At 67.9% G+C, this 19,105-nt stretch carries 18 protein-coding genes and 3 pseudogenes; 12 read left to right on the top strand and 9 right to left on the bottom strand.

Features of this window, described 5'->3' with window-relative positions; all coding sequences use genetic code 11:
* The first annotated feature begins 622 nt into the window (after positions 1–622).
* Both ACIPM1_RS27675 and ACIPM1_RS27670 read left to right on the top strand, forming a co-directional pair.
* On the top strand, positions 623–862 hold the full coding sequence (locus ACIPM1_RS27675; protein WP_402439129.1) for an antitoxin MazE7: 240 nt from the start codon (positions 623–625) through the stop codon (positions 860–862).
* 176 nt (positions 863–1,038) lie between these two features.
* Positions 1,039–1,248, top strand: a complete 210-nt coding sequence (locus ACIPM1_RS27670) for a hypothetical protein (RefSeq protein WP_402439127.1) — start codon at positions 1,039–1,041, stop codon at positions 1,246–1,248.
* Positions 1,249–2,233: 985 nt separating this feature from the next.
* Here ACIPM1_RS27670 and ACIPM1_RS27665 read toward each other — a convergent pair.
* Positions 2,234–2,911 (bottom strand): alpha/beta hydrolase, encoded by a 678-nt coding sequence (locus ACIPM1_RS27665; RefSeq protein WP_402439125.1) that lies wholly within the window; start codon positions 2,909–2,911, stop codon positions 2,234–2,236.
* 157 nt (positions 2,912–3,068) lie between these two features.
* Here ACIPM1_RS27665 and ACIPM1_RS27660 point away from each other — a divergent pair, with 157 nt between their 5' ends.
* The 3 genes and pseudogenes from ACIPM1_RS27660 (at position 3,069) to ACIPM1_RS27650 (ending at position 7,212) form a co-directional block, all read left to right on the top strand.
* Complete coding sequence (locus tag ACIPM1_RS27660) at positions 3,069–3,986, top strand: IS982 family transposase (RefSeq protein WP_402439123.1); 918 nt, start codon at positions 3,069–3,071, stop codon at positions 3,984–3,986.
* 66 nt (positions 3,987–4,052) lie between these two features.
* A pseudogene (locus ACIPM1_RS27655) lies at positions 4,053–5,730 on the top strand (SWIM zinc finger domain-containing protein).
* A gap of 235 nt (positions 5,731–5,965) precedes the next feature.
* Positions 5,966–7,212 (top strand): IS3 family transposase gene (locus ACIPM1_RS27650; protein WP_402439122.1). Its coding sequence is split into 2 segments (ribosomal slippage): positions 5,966–6,308 and positions 6,308–7,212, totalling 1,248 coding nucleotides; the frame shifts between segments, so codons are not numbered across the junction.
* 214 nt (positions 7,213–7,426) lie between these two features.
* Here ACIPM1_RS27650 and ACIPM1_RS27645 read toward each other — a convergent pair.
* The gene (locus ACIPM1_RS27645; protein WP_402439120.1) at positions 7,427–7,591 is read right to left on the bottom strand and encodes a hypothetical protein; all 165 of its coding nucleotides are present in this window, start codon (positions 7,589–7,591) and stop codon (positions 7,427–7,429) included.
* An 88-nt stretch (positions 7,592–7,679) separates the two neighbouring features.
* On the bottom strand, positions 7,680–7,880 hold the full coding sequence (locus tag ACIPM1_RS27640) for a hypothetical protein (protein WP_402439118.1): 201 nt from the start codon (positions 7,878–7,880) through the stop codon (positions 7,680–7,682).
* Between the two features lie 445 nt (positions 7,881–8,325).
* On the opposite strand from ACIPM1_RS27640, the gene ACIPM1_RS27635 reads away from it, so the two are divergent.
* Positions 8,326–8,640 carry a hypothetical protein gene (locus ACIPM1_RS27635; protein ID WP_402439116.1) on the top strand — a complete coding sequence of 105 codons (315 nt, stop codon included), beginning with the start codon at positions 8,326–8,328 and terminating at the stop codon, positions 8,638–8,640.
* A gap of 5 nt (positions 8,641–8,645) precedes the next feature.
* Here ACIPM1_RS27635 and ACIPM1_RS27630 read toward each other — a convergent pair.
* Positions 8,646–9,451 (bottom strand): IS5 family transposase gene (locus tag ACIPM1_RS27630; protein ID WP_402439289.1). Its coding sequence is split into 2 segments (ribosomal slippage): positions 8,646–9,112 and positions 9,112–9,451, totalling 807 coding nucleotides; the frame shifts between segments, so codons are not numbered across the junction.
* Positions 9,452–9,524: 73 nt separating this feature from the next.
* Positions 9,525–9,992, bottom strand: coding sequence for a DinB family protein (locus ACIPM1_RS27625; protein ID WP_402439287.1), 468 nt, complete (start codon positions 9,990–9,992; stop codon positions 9,525–9,527).
* Between the two features lie 178 nt (positions 9,993–10,170).
* Between ACIPM1_RS27625 and ACIPM1_RS27620 the strand changes: the two genes are divergently transcribed.
* A complete protein-coding gene (locus tag ACIPM1_RS27620; RefSeq protein ID WP_402439114.1) occupies positions 10,171–10,674 on the top strand; it encodes an AAA family ATPase in 504 nt (167 codons plus the stop codon).
* A gap of 774 nt (positions 10,675–11,448) precedes the next feature.
* A pseudogene (locus tag ACIPM1_RS27615) lies at positions 11,449–11,718 on the top strand (hypothetical protein); the annotation flags it as partial.
* On the opposite strand, the gene ACIPM1_RS27610 reads toward ACIPM1_RS27615, so the two are convergent.
* Positions 11,679–12,443: an IS5 family transposase gene (locus ACIPM1_RS27610; protein ID WP_402439286.1), complete on the bottom strand. Its 765-nt coding sequence runs from the start codon at positions 12,441–12,443 to the stop codon at positions 11,679–11,681. The pseudogene ACIPM1_RS27615 and the gene ACIPM1_RS27610 overlap by 40 nt on opposite strands.
* 383 nt (positions 12,444–12,826) lie before the next feature.
* On the opposite strand from ACIPM1_RS27610, the pseudogene ACIPM1_RS27605 reads away from it, so the two are divergent.
* Positions 12,827–12,910 (top strand): annotated as a pseudogene (locus ACIPM1_RS27605) (IS5/IS1182 family transposase); the annotation flags it as partial.
* A gap of 12 nt (positions 12,911–12,922) precedes the next feature.
* Entirely contained in the window at positions 12,923–13,141 is a 219-nt protein-coding gene (locus tag ACIPM1_RS27600; RefSeq protein ID WP_402439112.1) for a hypothetical protein, read from the top strand.
* Between the two features lie 39 nt (positions 13,142–13,180).
* Here ACIPM1_RS27600 and ACIPM1_RS27595 read toward each other — a convergent pair whose 3' ends face one another.
* Positions 13,181–13,897 carry a response regulator gene (locus ACIPM1_RS27595; RefSeq protein ID WP_402439110.1) on the bottom strand — a complete coding sequence of 239 codons (717 nt, stop codon included), beginning with the start codon at positions 13,895–13,897 and terminating at the stop codon, positions 13,181–13,183.
* The gene (locus ACIPM1_RS27590; protein ID WP_402439108.1) at positions 13,894–15,132 is read right to left on the bottom strand and encodes a sensor histidine kinase; all 1,239 of its coding nucleotides are present in this window, start codon (positions 15,130–15,132) and stop codon (positions 13,894–13,896) included. Before ACIPM1_RS27590 ends, ACIPM1_RS27595 begins: the two co-directional genes overlap by 4 nt.
* Before the next feature lie 202 nt (positions 15,133–15,334).
* On the opposite strand from ACIPM1_RS27590, the gene ACIPM1_RS27585 reads away from it, so the two are divergent.
* Positions 15,335–16,027, top strand: a complete 693-nt coding sequence (locus ACIPM1_RS27585) for an ABC transporter ATP-binding protein (RefSeq protein ID WP_402439106.1) — start codon at positions 15,335–15,337, stop codon at positions 16,025–16,027.
* Positions 16,028–16,050: 23 nt separating this feature from the next.
* On the opposite strand, the gene ACIPM1_RS27580 is transcribed toward ACIPM1_RS27585, so the two are convergent.
* Positions 16,051–16,257, bottom strand: coding sequence for a hypothetical protein (locus ACIPM1_RS27580; protein ID WP_402439104.1), 207 nt, complete (start codon positions 16,255–16,257; stop codon positions 16,051–16,053).
* 102 nt (positions 16,258–16,359) lie between these two features.
* Here ACIPM1_RS27580 and ACIPM1_RS27575 point away from each other — a divergent pair, with 102 nt between their 5' ends.
* A complete protein-coding gene (locus ACIPM1_RS27575; protein ID WP_402439102.1) occupies positions 16,360–18,384 on the top strand; it encodes an FtsX-like permease family protein in 2,025 nt (674 codons plus the stop codon).
* Positions 18,385–19,105: the final 721 nt, after the last annotated feature.

The raw sequence follows: 19,105 nt of genomic DNA, 5'->3' as shown, positions 1-19,105 counted from the left end.
TCACTCCGCCGCGATTGCTCAGACCTGGGATCCGTCCATGCGACGTCACGGCAGCGGACAAAGGCAACGTACGTCAAGCATTCACTCGAAAGGTGTCATCCCGCGCCGCATCTGTTGACCTCGCTGCTCACCAAGGTGGCGGTTGCCGTGATCGAGGCGCTCGTCATGCGTCTGCTCGTCCAGCTCTGGAATGCCCGCGCCCGCAGCGGCCGACCAATGGCGGCCGCTGCCTGAGGCGCCTCGGATCGGTCCCGAGACTGTGATCCCCAGCGAAGCCCCCGGATATGTCCAGCGCTTCCGTCGCCGCCGCGGAGCGTGACGCTCGCTGTCCACACGCCCCATGTCACCAGCCGCTGTCTGCGTTCCGGGCCTGCATGACGTGCGCAAGCGTCTGGCTCTCCGAGCGCGACCAGGCCAGGGAGGGGGCGGTCCGCTCTGCCTTCGCCGACACCGCGTACGCCAGACCCGACGACACCGTGGGCGTCTCGTAGAAGGACCCGCTGGACGCCGTTCCGTGTTTCGGCCGCTTCGAGGGCCGGGAAGCAGAGCTGTAAAAGACCAGCTCACCGGCTACTTCTGGAGAAGGTGGTCTTGGTGACGCGTTGCACGGCATACTCGGAGCATGGCCGACATCGAGATCGACGACCCCACCAGGGCCGCGCTGCAGGATCTCGCCGACACCGAAGGAGTGTCCCTGGAGGACTACCTCGCCAGGGTCGCCGAAGAAAAGCAGCGCGAGCGGGCTCTGAACGCCGGGGCCGAGACATTCCGCCGGGTCACCGGTGACCCGGCCACCATGGTAGCTTTCGACGCCGAGTTCGGCGGCCCCAGGTCGGCCAAGCACGCCCCGCGGGCGGCCTGACCTGTGTCGGGCGAGTACTACGTCGACTACCGGTGGTTCCTGGAGCGCCAGGAAGAGCTATTGCCGGAGGACCTGACCGTCGACGATTTCTCCATCCTGGTAGGCATGGCGGCCCGCCACAAGGTCGACCGCCGCGCCACGACCAGCACCACCCGGATGACTTCTGGCGTGCCGCGGTGTTCCTGGAGGAATGCGTTCTGCTGCGTCCGCTCCCGGCCCGCAACGAGCTCTTCGGATACGGTCTGGCCATCGCATACCTGGAGATCTCAGGGGTGCGCGTCGATACGAAGTTCGAGCTCTGGCTCGATCTGATCAAGGACACCCGTGCCTTGGCTCTGGACTCGTACCAGATCGCCGACCGGCTGCGCTCCTGGCGAGCTGCATGACCCCTGGCCGGTTTCCAGCGCCCTCCATCGTGCAGCCGCCGATGATTTTGCCCGCCGGTATCGTTGCGGGATCATCTCGCTCGCTCGGCCACGGAGAGGAATGGCCACTGGCACTGGGCATGATCGATGAAACCCAGTTGTGAGACCGCGGGCGTCCCTCTGGTCGTCGCGGACGCCGGCTGTGGCGATGCCAGAGCCCCCCGCCGGGGACTGGAGGACGGAGACTGCCCTACGCGGTCGGGGTCTCTTCCCAGCTCACTGCTCATCCCGTCTATGCCCGGCCAGTCACCCCTCCTATCAGGGCACGGGCCGTCCACCGGTGGCGCAGTACCCGGATAGGCTCATGCTGGTGACGAACCTGGTCATGGAGGCCGGCGCCGGCGTGCCCACGGCTTGTGTGCTGGCGCGAGCGCTCCCGGCCGGGCACAGGCCGCAGCGGCCTGAAGCGCATGTACTCGCGTTTCGTCGCCTTGCGTGTACGTCCCGCCGAAGGCGCGATCGCCCCGGAAGGTACGGAGTTCTGCGAGCGGTGGCTGCTGGTCGAGGGGCCCGCCACAGGGGCGGAGCCGGTGCGATTTCCAGCTATCGAGCCTGCTATCTCCCATGCCGCTGCCGTCGTTGGTGGGGCTGGCCAGGTTCCGTCGGTGCGTCGAGCACAACTACCAAAAGATGCAATGGGCCCTGGGCCAAGCTTTGTTCGAAGGACGCACCTCAATGGCCGGCACCGACGCGTCAGCCTCGTCTCCGCCGTCCCTGCCTTCTGCACACCCTCTGGCGCATGGCCCGCTCCTCAGGGGGACACGGCGCCGGTCTCGGCCTTTATCAGGCAGGCCGTGAACTACGGGCACCCCTCACTCTCTGGGCCGGCGCCCTGCCCGCGGGCCGCCGCAACCTGATAGCAATGTGACCAGGTCCGACTAGATGATCTATTCCAAGGGGTGATGTCGGCGCTGACGCGTCAGACGGGCGTGTAGCTGTGTAACTGTTACGCCCCGGGGCGGTATGCCTCCAGGTGGTCGGCCAGTTCCATGGGGTGACCGAGCATGGGGCAGTGGTCACCGGGCATCTCGTCGGGTGTAATGCCCAGGCGTTCCCGCACGATCCGGCGCATGTACTCGGCGGGGAAGAAACGGTCGTCCCTGGACAGGAGGAACTTCGTGGGCACATCCGGCCACGCGGCCAGTTGCCATGGCTTCATGAACGGTGTGGCCGATTGCGTGCGCGTGTGCTTCTTGGCCTTGGCGGCCAGTGCCGGCGGGGTGTCGTGGTGGAACAGGGCAGTGTCGTCGTCGGGATCCCTGCCGTCGCGCTCGTCTTGTTCGCGCCTGGCCTGCTCGTAGCCGGTGTTGGCCCACCACTGGCCCGGGCTCTCGCCCGTTGCTGGGATCTGCGCCTGCAGCATCACCAGCAGGTCCACCGGCACGCGGTCGCACACCAACGGCGCGGTGAACCCGCCGAAGGAATGGGCCACCAAGATCAGGCCGGTGCGATCACCGATGGCGTCGACCACGGTGTCGGCGTACTCGGCCAGCCCGGCCGAGTCCTCGTCGCAGGGCAGGTCCACCGTCACCACGTCATGGCCCCGCCCACGCAGCTCGGCCTCCAGTAGGTGCCAGTACCACGGGCCGGACGCGGCACCGGGAATCAACACATACGTAGCCATCGTCAGTGACCCCCTCGGTAGCGAACATGGTGCCTCAACGCCGTCGCGCTGCCCATCCGAGGCGCGGCGAGCTAACACCCCACTGCCGGGCCAGAGTTGTCCCGCGCTCGGGAGGTGTTCCACGCGTTGATAAGGCGAGGGCATCCATGATCATTGTGTGACGAACAATCTGGATACCCTCGCGACCGCACTCTATGTGAAGACTGACGACGTGCTAAAGACATCGCCGCATCTGGCCCCGTACCGACCCGACGTCGGCATAGGGCCGCGGCTGAGCGACGCAGAACTGGTCACGCTCTCGGTCATGCCGGCACTGCTCGGCTTCACCTCCGAGGCCCGCTGGATCCGCTACGCGCGCAGCAACCTGCGGCATCTGTTCCCGTACCTGCCGAAACAGCCCGGCTACAACAAGCGGCTGCGCAAGGCCGCCGGGCTGATTCAGCAGGTCACACGCCTGCTGGCGGTCGACACCACGCTATGGAACGACGACGTCTGGGTGGTCGACTCCACCCCGGTGGAATGCGGGCGCTCCCGCGAGACCGTCAAACGCTCCGACTTGGCCGGTTGGGCCGAATACGGCTACTGCGCCAGCCACTCACGCTTCTTTTGGGGGCTGCGGCTGCACCTGGTGTGCACTCTGCACGGCCTGCCGGTCGCGTTCGCGCTGACCGGGGCCAAGGCCGACGAGCGCGAGACGCTGCTGGCCATGTTCGAGGTCGAGCCCGAGCTGCTCGCAGATCGGCCCGGTCAGACGTTGATCGGCGACAAAAACTACTTCGGACGGGACTTCGAGGGCCACCTCGCGAGAGACTTGCACATCCAGCTGCTGCGGCCGGCCCGCAAGGGTGAGGCCGAGCGGGCCGGTGCGCAACTGTTCAAGCCGCTGCGGCAGGTCATCGAGTCGATCAACGAGACCTTCAAGGGCCAGCTCGACCTCGAACGCCACCGGGGCCGCACCCCCGGCGGGGTGATGGTCCGTGTTCTGCAGCGCATCCTCGCACTGACTGCCGCCATGTGGCACAACGACCGCACCGGACAGCCGGTCATGCGGGCATTGACCGCCTACGACCACTGAACCCCTTGGAATCGATCATCTAGGCTGGCGGACTGGTCAGTGCGCACCCCGGAGCAGGCGGAGATCATGGGCAGTCTCACCGAGGCGAATCTCAGGGCGCTGGCCGGTGCCCGTTCCTTCGAGCGCGCCCTCGGGTATGCGGATGCGGTGTTCGGGGTCGAGGTCGGTGATGGTTGGGTCACCGCGACCGTTCACGGCACGGAGGGGTACGAGGTCCAGCTGACCCTGGACGGGCCGGGCGGCCTGGCCGGCACATGCGACTGCCCCTACGGCCTGGGAGGGAAACTTCTGCAAGCACCTGGTCGCCCTCAGCCTATGGGTGCTCGCCCAGCGGGACAGCCTGCCGCGACAACGGGAGGCAGCGCGGGAACGGGCGCAGGATCTCGACGGATGGCTGTCCAGCCAATCCAAGGACGAGTTGCTCGCTCTGCTGCGGGAGCAGGTGGCCGAGGACCGGCAGCTGCGGCGGCGCCTGGAAGTGCGGGCCGCGAGCGCCCGCGGTGACCTCGCCGCAGTCCGGGCCCGTGTCCGCGACCTGCTCGACATCGGCCCCTTCGCGCAGTACGGGTACGTCGAGTACGCCGATGCCCGCGCCTACGCCGACCAGGCAGCGACGGCGGTGTCCGCGATTAGGGCGCTTACCGGCTCCGGCCGGGCCGCCGACGCGATCACCCTGGCGCGGGAGATGATGCGCCAGCTGGCCGCGGCGGTGGAGAGCGTCGACGACTCGGACGGCAGGCTCGGGCAGATCGGAGCAGACCTCGCCGACGCCCACCTCGCCGCGTGCCACGCGGCACGCCCCGACCCCGCGGAGCTCGCACGCTGGCTGGTCGACCATGCGCTAGGCGACATCGACGACGGCCTGACCGACATCGATCCGCTCGATTACGAGGATGTCCTCGGCGAAGAGGGGGTGGCCGTGCTGCGGAAGTCGGCGGTCGAGGCGTGGCGGGGCAACCGTCGCGGCTGGGCGGAGAAGCAACTGATGGAGCGTCTGGCCAAGGCGGGCGGCGATATCGAAGCGCTGATCGCCGTGCACGCGGCCGATCTCTCACCGGACGGCCGCACGCATCTCGTCATCGCCCGCGAACTGGACACCGCCCGGCGTTCCGACGAGGCTCTGGGTTGGGCCGAACGTGGCGTCCGGGAAGCCCGGGATCTCGCCGGCGTCGACGCCGCTCTTATCGACTACCTCTGCGACCGCTACGCCCAGGCGGGCCGACTGCCGGATACCGTCGATGTGCGCCGCGAGTACTTCCGCGCCTCCCGCACCCTGGCCGCGTACCAGCAGTTGCGCGCTCCCGCGCGGGCCGCGGACTGCTGGCTGGCCGAACGCAGGGGAGCCCTTTCCCTACTGCAGGCCGACGCGGAGCAGCGGCAACAGAGCTGGTACGGCGGCCCGGTCCTGGTCGACGCATTGCTCGACGACAAGGACGTCGACGCCGCCTGGCAGGCCGCTACCCGCACCGGCGCCGATGACAGGCAGTGGCTCACCCTCGCCGACCAGGCGCGCGCCGACCGTCCTGCAGACGCGCTCGGCGTCTACCTGCGTCTGGCCGAGCCGTTGACCAAGCAGACCGGCAACGGGGTCTACGAGCAGCTCGTCGCCCTGCAGTTGAGCATCCGCGACTGCCACAGCCGCCTGGGCACACAGGACGAGTTCGCCGTGCACGTCTCCGCCCTGCGCACCGCCCAAAAGCGCAAGCGGAACCTGATGCGCCTGAGGGACGAACACGGTCTTTGACGGACGGCGTCTCGTAGCAATGCGGTCCACCCACCTCACGCTGCCCTCGCACCCTTGGCACCGGACGGCCCGCTACACGCGCGGGATGCAGCCCAGGTCCAGTGGCTGCTACCCGCGGCACACGGGAATGTCGAGGGGCTGCCTGCCCGCCTCTCGGCGGCCGGGGCCTCCCCCTGAGTGGTGGACACGCTGATACTGGATCTGCTTGATCCGGAGGAAGCGAGAAAGACCGCCGATGGCGATGAAGGACTACTCGGACGAGTTCCGGGCCGATGCCGTGGCCTTGTACGAGTCCACGCCCGGGGCGACGTACAAGAGCATCGCCGCCGACCTGGGCATCAACAGGGCCACTTTGCGTCTGTGGGTGCTGCGGGACCGTGAACGCCGTGGTGTCGACCCGGCCGCCCCGCCGGCGGGCGGAAGGGCACCGGCCCGGGCCGGGCGGACGGCCCCGGCCGCTGACCCGGACGAGCGGATCCGGCAGCTGGAAGCCAGGGTGCGCGAGTTGGAGGCGAGCGAACGCAAGCTGGCCAGTGAGCAGGACATCCTGCGCAAGGCCGCCAAGTATTTCGCCGGTGAGACGAGTTGGTGAGTCGCTTCCAGTTCGTCGAGGACCACCGGGACGCCTTCGAGGTGAAGCGGCTGTGCCAGGTGATGGGCCTGAACCGGTCCAGCTACTACAAGTGGCGGACCGGGGCCGAGGCCCGCACCGCCCGCGAGGAGGACGACCGGCTGCTGGGGGAGAAGATCCGTGTCATCCACCGGCACTCCGGGGGCACCTACGGCTCGCCGCGGGTGACCGCCGAGCTGCGGGAGAGGGGCCTGCGGGTCAACGAGAAGCGGGTCGCGCGGGTGATGCGAAGGTATGCGATCACGGGGATCCGCCTGCCCAGACGGGTCCGCACCACCGTCCCCGAACCGGCCGCCTCGCAGGTTCCGGACCTGTTCCGCAGGGACTTCACCGCACCCGAACCCGGGCTGAAGTACATGGGCGACATCACCTATCTCCCTCTGGCGAACGGAGAGTTCCTCTACCTGGCGACCGTGCTGGACTGCTTCAGCCGCAAGGTCGTGGGCTGGTCGATCGCCGCACACATGCGCACCGACCTGGTCGCCGACGCCCTGCGGATGGCGGCTGGTACCCGCGGCGGCCTCGACGGGGCCGTCTTCCACTCCGACCACGGGTCGCAATACGCCTCCCGGCAGTTCGCCGACCTCTGCGACCAGCTGGGGGTCACCCGGTCGATGGGCGCAGTCGGCAGCAGCGCGGACAACGCGGCCTGCGAGAGCTTCCACGCGTCCCTGAAACGCGAGCCCCTCCAGGGCGCCCGCGACTACGGTGACGCCGCCGCCTGCAGGATGACCGTCTTCCGCTGGCTGACCCGCTACAACACCCGCCGCCGGCAGTCCGCCAATGGCCACCTCAGCCCCGACGACTACGAACGCCGGCACCACACGGCTAAGCTCACGCTGGCCGCATGACACACGAACGCGTGTCCACCTTCACGGGGGAAGGCCCATCTCCACCCGCCGCATCGGCACCATCATCCAGGCCGTCCACACACTGCTGACCTGCGACTATTCAAGATGAAAGAGGTTCAGTGACGGTCAAACAAGCCGTGCTCTGGTTCCAGAAGGACGCTACGGGACGGGACCGGGTGTCGTGGTTGCTGTACTCCGCTGCTGTACGGGACTTCTACACCTTGTCGTCCCGCTCCAAGATCAGGCTGATCGACCCGCTCTCAAGATTGATGCCACCCTCAAGATGTTCGTGGTAGCCATCGCGGAGCTCAGGATCAGCGAGACCAATGAGCCGCTCTGCAAGCTCCCGCAGTCCGGCTGCGTTGGCCGCAATGGTCATCTCGGTGGCTGAGCCAAACACCTTGATTCGGGGTTCTCCATGACGTCACGCTACGGTGCGGGTGGGTACGGCAGGAGCGTGGCTTCGGCTACTCGTAGATGACGGCCGCGCTGAGGGCCCGCGCAAAGAACGTCCAGTCGCCGTTCGGCGGCATCTCTTCGCCGAGGTGACGGTACGAGCCGGGCGAGTCCGTGATCCACGAGGCGAGCGCACCGAGGTAGTCCTCTACGGTGTCGTTCTCCCACTCCTCGCCTCGCCGCTGAAAGTCCTCGCAATGGTCGTAGATCATGGCAAACGAGGGACTCTCGCGTCATGACTTCCTGAAAGGGGTCGGGATCGGGCGCAACGAAGGGCATGGCCGGGACCCTAGCGTGGCCGGCATGGTGTGGCTCGTCGTTTATTACTTGCTGACGGTGCTCCGCCCCGAACGCAGACTTTTGAGGTGTGGCCTCATCTTTATCAGGTCGATCACGGGGCCCTTGGAACGTCGGTCAACTCGTCTCGCGCCTCGACTGGCTGTCCGTCGTCGTTCGGCGGTGTCCGTCGCTGTCCGGCCCTGTTGGTGTCAGGTACTGGTGTCAGTGAAGAGGGGCGCTCTTGACAAATCCGACACAGCGTACGGGGACTTGTCCGGTCGATCATGAGGCACGCGGGGAAAACCATGGACGGGCGGCGCGGCGGGTAGCATGATCACGCTGGCGTCCGGCGTGGGCCTGGCGCGCAGGGGAGGGATCATGAAGCTTTACCTCGCCATACCTCTTGTTCTGCTGGCGTTGCTCATCGCCGCCTCCGGCGTGGCGGCGGTTGCCCGTGGCTGGGTGCTCCCCATGAACCGTCGCCACGTTCGCGGCCCTCACCTCTATGGCTGGGGCCAGCTGGTGGTGGCCTTCGCGCTGTGCTGGCAGGCGGTCTTCGGGCTGGTGATCAGCGACTCGGATACCCGGCTGTGGGGCACCTTGACCGGCAGCGTGATTCTGTTGGTCGGCATCATCGTAATGACGGTGGGCCAGCTCGCGGGTGGTAATCGAGAGGGCAACGGCACGCCTTAGAGGTCCTAACAAAGCTGTTGGACGTGTCGGTGTGTGATGAGGCAGGTGGTGAGGCCGAGGAAGGCCTCGTGGATGTCGTCGCGTCTTTCCCAGCGGATGCGCAAGCGGCGGAAGCCGTGCAGCCAGGAGATGGTGCGTTCGACAACCCAGCGGAAGTCGCCCAGACCCGAGCCGTGGGGCTGCCCGCGCTCGGCGATCACGGGCCGGATGCCTCGCTGCCACAACAGCCGCCGGTACTTGTCGTGGTCGTAGCCACGGTCCGGGAAGACCATGTCCGGGCGCTTGCGGGGCCGCCCGACAAGACCGGACACTGCGGGGACCTTGTCCACCAGCGGGATCAGCTGGGTGACATCGTTGCGGTTTCCGCCGGTCAGCGACACCGCGAGCGGGATGCCCTGGCCATCGGTGAGGACGTGGTGCTTGCTGCCCGGATGTGCGCGGTCAACCGGGCTCGGACCGCTTTTGGGCCCCTGCGGGCCGCCCGGACGTGGGAGGAGTCGATCACCGCCCGCGACCAGTCCAGCTTCTTCGCCGAGCGCAGCTTCTTCAGCAGCACGAGGTGCAGTGCGTCCCACACGCCGGCCTCGTTCCAGGCGGCCAGGCGCCGCCAGCAGGTCATGCCCGAGCCGAACCCCAGCTCCTTGGGCAGGTACTCCCACTGGATGCCGGTGTGCAACACGAACAGGATCCCGCACAGGGCCTGCCGGTCCGGCACCCGCGGCCGCCCCGCCACCAGCTTCGGCCCCGGCACTGGCAGCAACGGCTCGATCAGCGACCACAGTTCATCCGACACGATCCACGGCCGCGGCACTCTCTTCCCCACGACAAAGACAACGAACGAACAAGCCGACAGTCACATGATCAACAACTTCTGTTAGGACCTCTTAGACGCCGGTCCGTCCGTCGACGAGCTCTCGCACGATGTCGAGATGCCCGTTGTGTCGGGAGATCTCTTCGATGAGGTGGAGGATCACCCAGCGGAGGTCCACGTGGCGGCCATCGCTGATGGGGCGCTTGGCCCTTGAGCTCAAGTGGTGGTCGGACAGCAGGCGACGGTAGCGGTCGCTCTGCTTCTCATATTCGGCGAGAAGCTGGGGCAACGGGGTGTCGACCGCTGTCCGCATCTCGGGGTCGGGGTCGTCGTCGCTCGCCTGCGTGAGTGGCCCCGCGGGTTCCTCCCCCAGGAACATCACTTGGACCCAGTGGTACTCGACCCACCGCAGATGGCTGATCAGCCCGCACAGGGTCATCAGCGGTGAGTTCGGAAGCGGAGCTCTGCGGGTGTCTTCCGCGGGCACGCCCTCGCACTTGGCTCGCGCCGTGTCACGGGCGTAGTCCAGGAAGGTGATCAGCTGCGCGCGCTCGTCCCAGGTGGGAGGCGTATCAGTTCGTTACGTCATCGAGGGGAGTTTCTCGCAGGTCGGAGGGACGGTCTAGTGATTAATGAGCGGGAACCCGTCGAGTACCACCTCATCCGCCTTGGGTACGGCCGTCCGGCAAGATCCGTCGGACAGGCCCTAACCTGGCTTCGTGACGCAGCAATTGAGTACGGTGGTGCTGATGTGCGGTCTTCCGGGGGCGGGCAAGACCACGTACGCGATGGAGCTGGTGCGACGCGGCTACCTTCGGCTCTCGATTGACGAGGTGGTCTGGCAACGACTTGGGCAGCGCGACGCTGGCCTGGTGCTGGAGGCGGAGGCGTTTGACCAGCTCAAGGAAGAGGTCCGCCGCGAGCAGCGGCAGGAACTGGTGGACCTGATGCTGGCCGGGCGCGATGTGGTGGTGGACTACAGCTTCTGGAGTCGCGCTGCCCGCGAAGATTACAAGGCGCTGATTGAGAAGCACGGCTGTCGCTGGGAATTGGTCCACCTCAAGACCGACCGGAAGACGCTGGAGCGTCGCCTTGAGGTGCGGAACGGCGAGGAAGGTGCCAACTCCGTCACCGTGGATGAGGCGTTGCTCGACCGCTACCTGGCCAAATTCGAGGAACCGCACGGAGAGGGCGAGCAGGTCGTCATACAGTCCTCGACCTGAGGACCTGCTGTCGTGCGGAAGGGAGGGGCGCCCACCCCAGCGGATGCCCATCTCGCTCCGAAGGCGGGCGCGCTCGCAGGTGGGCTGGCGAGTTGCCTGCTGCCCGGAGGTCAAGTGGACGACACCTGATAGTTGAACGCGTTCAAGAATGATGGGGGCATCCTGGTGGGGGCGGGAGGGCGAGGATGGGCGACAAGACGGTGCGTCAGGTAGGCAGACCGAAGGGGAGGCTCCCCGTGAGCGGGCTCTTCGTGGCGTCCTTGTGGTGGGCGGTGCTGGTCGTTGTCAGCCCGTGGATCCCTCGCGCGCTGGACGTGACAGACCTGTCGGGCATGAGCGTCGTGCTGAGTATGCTGGCTTTCGGCTCTGTCCCGTCCCTCTTGTTGGGGATTCGTCTCGGGCGTGCACGCGCCTGCGAAGTGCTGGGAGTGTGCGCCGCGCTGGGGCCGTGGCTCTGGATTCTCGCCTTCGCGGTCTTCGGTGACCCGAGTGTTCACTCGCCCCACTGGGAAGAGATCGTCGTCCCAGGGATTTTCGCCGCTTGCCTCGTAGTGGCCCCTCTTGCGGGAGGGGCGTTTGCGGGTTGGTGTTGCAGGCAATTCCGACCGGTTGAATGAGAGACTCCGGGACCGCACCGTACACCTCCACGCCGCCCCACCCGGAAGTGACGAAACCTCTATCGGCCTCCGAGCGCACGCGCCACGGGAAGAGCGGGGTTGAACCGACTGTGAGTGCTACGCGGCTATCGAACGGATACGCGGTGGAGTGTCGTCGCTCAACCACGTCGGATATCTCTGGGCGTTCTCCGCGATCACTGCCTCATCCGGCGCCAAAGCCCACTACTGTCGGCGCCGCGACGAGCACGGGGACTGGCACGCGGCTGCCCAGCGGAACCTCTTCAACCGCATGATCGGCCAGCTCTATCGCTGCCTCAAACACCACACGCTGTCCGACGAGCGCACTGCGTTCCCCGCGGAACTTGCCACAGTGAGCTGTTTCCAACCTCAGTTTGCGCAGGTCAGGTGCAGGACGAGGACGGCCTGAACCAGGTTGGTGATGCGGGTGGTGCTGCAGCGGAGCTTGCGTAGGAGCCGCCAGGTCTTGAGGGTGGCCATGGCTTGCTCGACGAGCGCTCGGATCTTCGCGTGCGAGCGGTTGACGGCCTGCTGTCCTGCGGAGAGCGTCTCCCAGCGGCCCCAGTAGGGCTGCCGTATGGTGCCGCCGGCGCCCCGGTAGCCCTTGTCGGCCCAGCACTCCACGCCGGTTTCGGCCAGGACGTCGATGATGCCGTGGGTTCGCGCAGCCCTGATGTCGTGGACCGCTCCGGGCAGTGCAGGCGATGCCCACAGCAGCCGTCCCGCAGGATCGGTGATCACCTGCACGTTCATGCCGTGCCTCTTGTGCTTTCCGGAGTAGAAGGGCCGGTCGGCGGCGATCCGGTCGATCGGCAGCAGTGTGCCGTCCAGGATCACGAATGCCTTGGTGGAGGCGGTCTTCATCGCCTCGGCGAGAGTAGGTGCGAGAGCGGCCAGGACATCGATGGCCTCGGCGATGTACCGGTAGGCGGTGGTGGTGCCGACGCCGAACCCGGCGGCGAGCTGTGCGTAGGTATGGCCGGAGCGCAGGTGCGCGAGGACGAGCAGGGCCTGGCGGCCCACGCTCACGCGACGCCACCGCGTTCCGCGTTCCTGGCGGCGCGCCCGCAGGCGAGCGGACAGGTAACGCAGGGTCGAGGTGGACACATCGATGCCGGACGGGTAGACAAGCACGCGGAAGCTCCTGGTGGGGCCGGTGATCTTGGTCGTGAACCCGTCTACCAGGAGCTTCTTCACGTCCGGACACCGCCCCTTCAGCCCAACTACCCACCCATCCGGTCAGGTTGGAAAAGGCTCAGTGGCTTGACACGTTGAGCGCCTGAGGTGTCTATCCTGCCTGTGAGGATTGGGGTTGCCGTCCCAGGGTGCGGCCTGGCCCATATCCTGCCTGGCTCGCTGTGTCGATGCCCTGAGTGCGATCTGCCGGCTGCGCTCCGGGGCGGCGTTGTCTGGCTGCCGCCGGGCAGGAGACCGTGTCCGCATAGGGGCTTTGCTTCGGCATCGTCACAGGTCTGACCGCTCTTCCCGCGCGGTTGCGCCGTTGTCCGGAACCAGGGCAGATCTTCCGCAGAGCCCGCATCAGTCCCAACCGCATGACCGTCATCACCAAGGCCGTCCTCACCCTGGAGAGGCAACGCTGAAAAGGCTCCTTGATGCTCCAGGACATCCTGGGCGGACCGGAGTGGGTCGACTTCCTCACGCCCGCCGACCAGCTCGGCCTGACCCCGCTGTTCTGGTTGCCGGTGCGCCCGTACGGTGAGGCAAACCTCGCCATGGCCGCCCGCCTGAACCTTCCTTCCATGACGGTGCCCGGACCTCGTGCGGCGGAAGAGACGAACAACAGACCTGCTGGGGATCGTATGGGCATGTGACACAGCCCTGAGGGCGTCCGGACGCGGTGCGGCAGGTGGTCACATTTGCTGCCGATCGGTGGGCGGCGGCGAAGCGGACCCGGTTCCGCCGACGCTGACCAGGCCCGTTTCGTAGGCGACGACGACAACTTGAGCGCGATCGCGGAGTCCGAGCTTGGCGAGGATGCGGGAGACGTGGGTCTTGACCGTTGCCTCGGAGAGACGGAGGCGGTCGGCGAGCTCGGAGTTACTCAGCCCCCGGGCGAGCAGGCGCATCACTTCCAGTTCGCGCGGGGTGAGCGCGGCAAGGTCTCGGTGGACCGTCGAGGCAGTGGAGTCTCGGCGGGCGAACCGCTCGACCAAGCGCCGGGTAATCGCAGGGGCCAGCAGTGCGTCGCCAGTACGTACCATGCGGACGGCGGCTGTGAGGTGTTCGGGGCTGACGTCCTTGAGGAGGAAGCCGCTGGCTCCGGCGGACAGCGCGGCGTAGACGTACCGGTCGAGGTCGAAGGTGGTCAGGATGATCACGCGCAGGCCGTCCGCGCCCGTCTCGGTGCCTCTGAGGATGCGCCGGGTGGCCTCGAGGCCGTCCATTTCCGGCATTCGGATGTCCATCAAGACCACGTCGGGCAAGGTGCGCCTGACCGCGTCGACGGCCTCAACACCGTTGTCCGCTTCGGCAACCACTTCGATGCCCTCGGACGCCAGGATCATCCTGAAGCCGGTACGCACCAGCGTCTGGTCGTCGGCGACCACCACACGCAGCGGCTCGGTCACGGTGCCTCCAGGGGGACCAGTGCGGTGACGCGGAAGCCACCGCGGGGTCGGGGGCCGGTGTGCAGGGTTCCGTCGTAGACGGCAAGGCGCTCGCGCAGGCCGATGAGTCCGCGCCCGTTGCCAGCGGTCGCGGCGGCGCTCGGGCGGCCACCCGTGTCGACGATCTCCACGCGCAGTTGGTCGCTGGCATATTGGACGGTGACTGCCGCAGAGGCGCCGCTCGCGTGCTTCACGGTGTTCGTCAGTGCTTCCTGCACCACCCGGTAGACGGCGAGTTCGACGCCGGGCGGGACGTGGCGGGGCTGTCCCGTCAAGGTCAGCTCAACCGCCATCCCGGACTGCCGCACCCCCGCGACCAGGGCCTCCAGCCGGTTGAGGCCCGGCTGTGGCGTGAGATCAGCCGACGCGTCCGCGTCGGGTCCCGTGGCGTCCGTCGTGAGCAGCCCCATGACCTGGCGCAGCTCGCTCATCGCCGCCCGGCCGCCGCTCTCGACCGCGAGCAGCGCCTCACGGGCCTGGTCGGGGGCCGCGTCCATCACCTTGCGTGCGGCGCTGGCCTGAATGACCATCACGCTGACGTTGTGCGTCACCACGTCGTGCAACTCGCGGGCGATACGGGCGCGTTCCAGCTCGACCGCCCGGTCCAGCGCCGCGACCTGCTCGCGTTCCAGTGCGGACAGGCGTGCGCGCCCCTCATCGACCCGCCGCCGCCACATGCGAAACTCGTACGCTGCGGCCAAGACCGGGACAAGGACCAGGACCGCGATCACACCGTTCGGGAACTCGGGCAGTTGCGCGTCGGTGAACAGGACCGCCAGGACCGTGGCTGCCACCGGCAGGCTCACCAGCGTCGGCACCCGGTGGGGGCAATAGGCTGCGGCGCTGTAGGCGGCGACGAGGCAGACCATGCCGGCGTAGAAGGCGATGTCCCCGGAATCGCGCATGATCAACGGACTCACCGCCGTCACGGTCCACAGCACCGCCAGCGGATACCGGCGACGGAGGGCCAAGGGCGCCGAGACGAGCGGCACGAGGAGCGCTGGGCCGGTCCAGGAGGCAGGCCCAGCCCCCTCATTCATGATCGCGACATAGCGGATGCCGTCGGCGGCGAGGAGCACAGCCAACGCTGCGTCGAATGCCCGGCTGCGCCGAGCGGGCCGGGGCAGCTGACCGGTCGGGCGTACCGTACGGCCGGTCAGTTCTCGCACTCGGTCCACGCTCGACAGGTTCACCATCTGCTCATTCTCACCGCTGCGAAGAGCCCCGCGCACCCACCTGGATGATCACCTGCGATACATCCGTGGACTAGATCGCAGGGATGACACCGGTGGGGCCTCACCCCGGCACGGTACCGGGAATGGCTCCTGAGACCGACGCACCATGCCCGGCCGCCACCCTAGCGTCGACCAGCCAGACAGGCCCACCTGGGAGACGACCATGACCACGCCGTTGATCGAACTGTGCGATGTGAGCCGCAGCTATGACGAGGGGCCCCCCGCCTTGCAAGAGGTGTCATTGACCGTCGCATCCGGAGAGGCGGTGGCCATCCTCGGTCCGTCCGGCAGCGGCAAATCCACCTTGCTCAACCTGATCGCCGGACTCGACCAGCCGACCACGGGCACGGTCACCGTGGACGGTGTGCGGGTCGACGAGCTCGGCGAGACCGGCTCGGCGCGCTACCGGCGGACTAGTGTCGGCATGGTCTTCCAGTTCTTCAACCTTCTGGACGACCTCACGGTGGCCGACAATGTCGTGCTGCCGGCGCAACTGACCGGGATGGCGCGCGGTGAAGCGGCCAGACGTGCGGCGGAACTACTCCAAGCGCTCGGAATCGACCGGCTTGCCCGCGCCTACCCAGGCCGACTGTCCGGCGGTGAGCGGCAGCGCGTCGCGGTCGCCAGGGCACTGATGAACCGCCCGGCACTGCTGTTGGCGGACGAGCCGACCGGCGCACTGGACACCAAGGCCGGTGAGGATGTCAGGGAGCTGCTCAACGACCTACACGCCGACGGGCAGACCATTGTCCTGGTCACCCATGATGTTGCGTTGGCGCGAGCCTGCGCGACGCGCACGATCCAGCTCGTCGACGGCCGGATCGCCGCCGACTCCCCGATGGAGACGGCACGATGAGCGCCCTGGGGAAGGTCGTTCGCTCAGGCGTCGGCCGCCGCCGGGTGCAGACGCTGGTGACCGCTCTTGCCGCGATGATGGCGGTGACCGCGTCCGTTCTGGGCGGGTCGCTGCTGGTTGCCTCCGGTGCCCCCTTCGAGACTGCGTTCGCCGGGCAGCACGGGGCCCATCTGGCCGCGCAGTTCGATGCGGGCAAGGTCACGGCCGGGCAGCTGTCCACCTCCGCGCACGCGTCAGGCGTTACTGCGGCGTCCGGCCCGTTCCCTACGTCGGTGATCATCCCGCGCGGAGGGCCCAACGCCGGTGCCCTCGCGGGAGTCGACCTGCTGCCGATGACGGTCGTCGGCCGGGCCGATCCCGGCGGTCCCGTCGACGACGTCACCTTGACGGCGGGGAGGTGGGTCACTGGCCCGGGTCAGATCGTGCTGTCTTTCTCGGGCCCGGGAACTCGCCTGGGCGCCACCTTCGAGGTCCCCGGCCTTCCCGGCAGCCCGACGCTCACCGTGGTCGGTGTGGCCCACTCGGTCAGCGACACCGCCGACGGCTGGGTGACACCTTCGCAGATCGCGTCGTTGACCGCGCCCGGCGCCCCCGGCAGCTACCAGATGCTCTACCGCTTTGCCGCGGCCGGCACCACCAAGCAGATCGCCACCGACCGCGCTGCGGTGAGGGCAGCGGTCCCGCCGGGAGCGCTGACCGGGGTGCAGTCTTGGCTCAACGTCAAAGAGGGCACCGGCCGTAACACCGCGCTGTTCGTGCCGTTCCTCATCGCATTCGGCATCTTGGGTGTGGTCATGGCAGTGCTCATCGTAGGCAACGTCGTCGCCGGAGCAGTCGGTGTGAGCGTGCGACGGATCGGCATCCTCAAGGCCATCGGCTTCACACCGGCCCAGGTCGTGCGGGCTTACGCGAGTCAGGCGCTGGTTCCGGCGGCGGTGGGCGCCGCAGTCGGCGTCGTCGCGGGCAACCTCCTCGCCATCCCGGTGCTGTCCACGACCAACCAGGTCTACGGCACGACGGCCTCGGGCGTGGCTCCGTGGGTCGACGTCGCGGTGATCGCCGGGACGCTGGGCCTGACGGGCGTGACCGCATGGGCGGCGGCCCTGCGGGCCGGACGCTTGCGTACCGTTGACGCGCTCGCATTCGGACGCACCCCTCGTCCTGGCCGGGGCCAGTGGGCAGCCAGTCTGACCGCCAAGCTCCCGCTTCCGCGGCCGGTCAGTCTCGGCCTGGCCCACCCCTTCACCCGCCCCGCCCGCACGGTCGCGATGGTCGCAGCGATCGTGTTCGGCGCCACCGCCGTCACCTTCGCCATCGGCATCGGCAGTTCCTTGAGCCAGGTCCAGGCCGCCAAGAACCACGACACCGCCGACGTCGTCATCGGCCCTGAACCCGCCCGCGGTGGTCCCGGCGCCCTCACCCGGCAAGCGACCCGGGCCGATTCGGCTACGGTCACCGCGGCGATCAACGCTCAAGCCGGGACAAAGGCGTACTACGGCACCGCCACAACAGCGGTGACCGTCGCGGGGGTCAGGGGTACCAGCACGGTCTTCGCGTTCACCGGCGACGCCTCCGGGGCCGGCTACCGGATGGGCTCGGGAAGCTGGTTCCACGGACCGGGCCAGGCCGTCGTGCCGACCACCTTCCTGACTGCCACCGATACCCACATCGGGGACACCGTCACCCTGGACGATCACGGCAAGGCGGTCGCAGTCCGGATCACCGGCGAGGTCTTCGACCCCCACACACAGGCCATGGAAGTCCTCACCGACGCCTCGACCCTCGCCACCGCGGAGCCGGACCTGCGTCCCCTCACCTACTCCATCACGGTGAAGCCCGGCACGGACGTGGTCAGCTACAGCAACGCCCTGAACACTGCGCTGCGCCCCCTGGGCGTCACCGTCCAGGCGGACGAGTCCGGTAAGAGCGATGTGATCCTCGCCCTCGACACACTGACCGCAATCCTCACGCTGATGCTCGCCGTCACCGCCGGCCTGGGCGTGCTCAATACCGTCGTCCTCGATACCCGCGACCGCGTCCACGACCTCGGCGTCCACAAGGCGCTGGGCATGACCCCCCGGCAGACCATTGCCATGGTCGTCTCCTCAGTCGTCGTAAGCGGTCTGATCGGCGGCGCCATCGGCGTACCGACCGGAGTGGCTCTGCAGGCGTTGACCGTGCCCGCCATGGGACACAGCGCCGGAATCAACATGCCAGCCTCCATCATCGACGTCTACCACACGCCCGACCTGGTCCTACTTGGGCTCGGTGGCCTTCTCATCGCCGTCCTGGGCGCACTCCTGCCCGCTGGCTGGGCCGCCCGCACTCGCACCGCCACCGCCCTGCGTACCGAATAGGGCGCGGGGCAAAACGACCAGAAGGCAGCGTGGTGGCCGCTCGGCATCCGCGGACAGCACCCAAGAAGCGCCGCGCGACGAGCGTTGGCAAACGATCGTCCGCCGCACGTCCAACCCCGCTCACGCACGCCAGATCGGCGTCTACGACAAGACCTACACCCTGGCCGGTTCCGTCTCTTACGGACTCGTGCGGGTCTGACGCAACGGAGCCGACCACGAGTCGGACCTACTGGCCGCAACACGACGGGTTCGGACCCGCACGGTCCGAGGGCCGGCCCTTGACCTGCGGTTCGGGGCCACCCCTCGGACCGCGCGCGCGAAGTACTACCGCGTCGGCGCCGTGGCTCACTCGCGCGGGACGGGCGGTCGTCGCCAGGGTGGTGGTGGCCCGCGCCGAGGTGCCCCGACCCGGCCGAGCCGGGGCAGGTGCACGAGAGGCTCGCCCTGGAGTTCGTACGGGTGAAGCGCTGCGCCCGATGTGACAGACACACAGCCTCGCCCGCTTCGAGCACGCCTTCGCGCGGATGAAGGCTTGGAAAAAGATCCTTGGCTACTGCCCCCTGAATGGCGAGGGCGTTCCCCCCCCGGCCATGCTCGGGTCTGTACGGTGAGTGGTGTAACTCCCCAGCTGGAAGCGACAGTTGATGACTGACGTGACGAGTGACGCCGAGGCCGGGAAGGCCGCTGTGAGTGGGACGGGCGCCGTGGATGACGGGCTGGT

Origin of the sequence: Streptomyces sp. NPDC086766, assembly GCF_044746005.1 — a bacterium.
GTDB lineage: Bacteria > Actinomycetota > Actinomycetes > Streptomycetales > Streptomycetaceae > Streptomyces.
The sequence above is the reverse complement of the archived record's forward strand: the minus strand, read 5'-3'. Positions and strand labels throughout refer to the sequence as shown.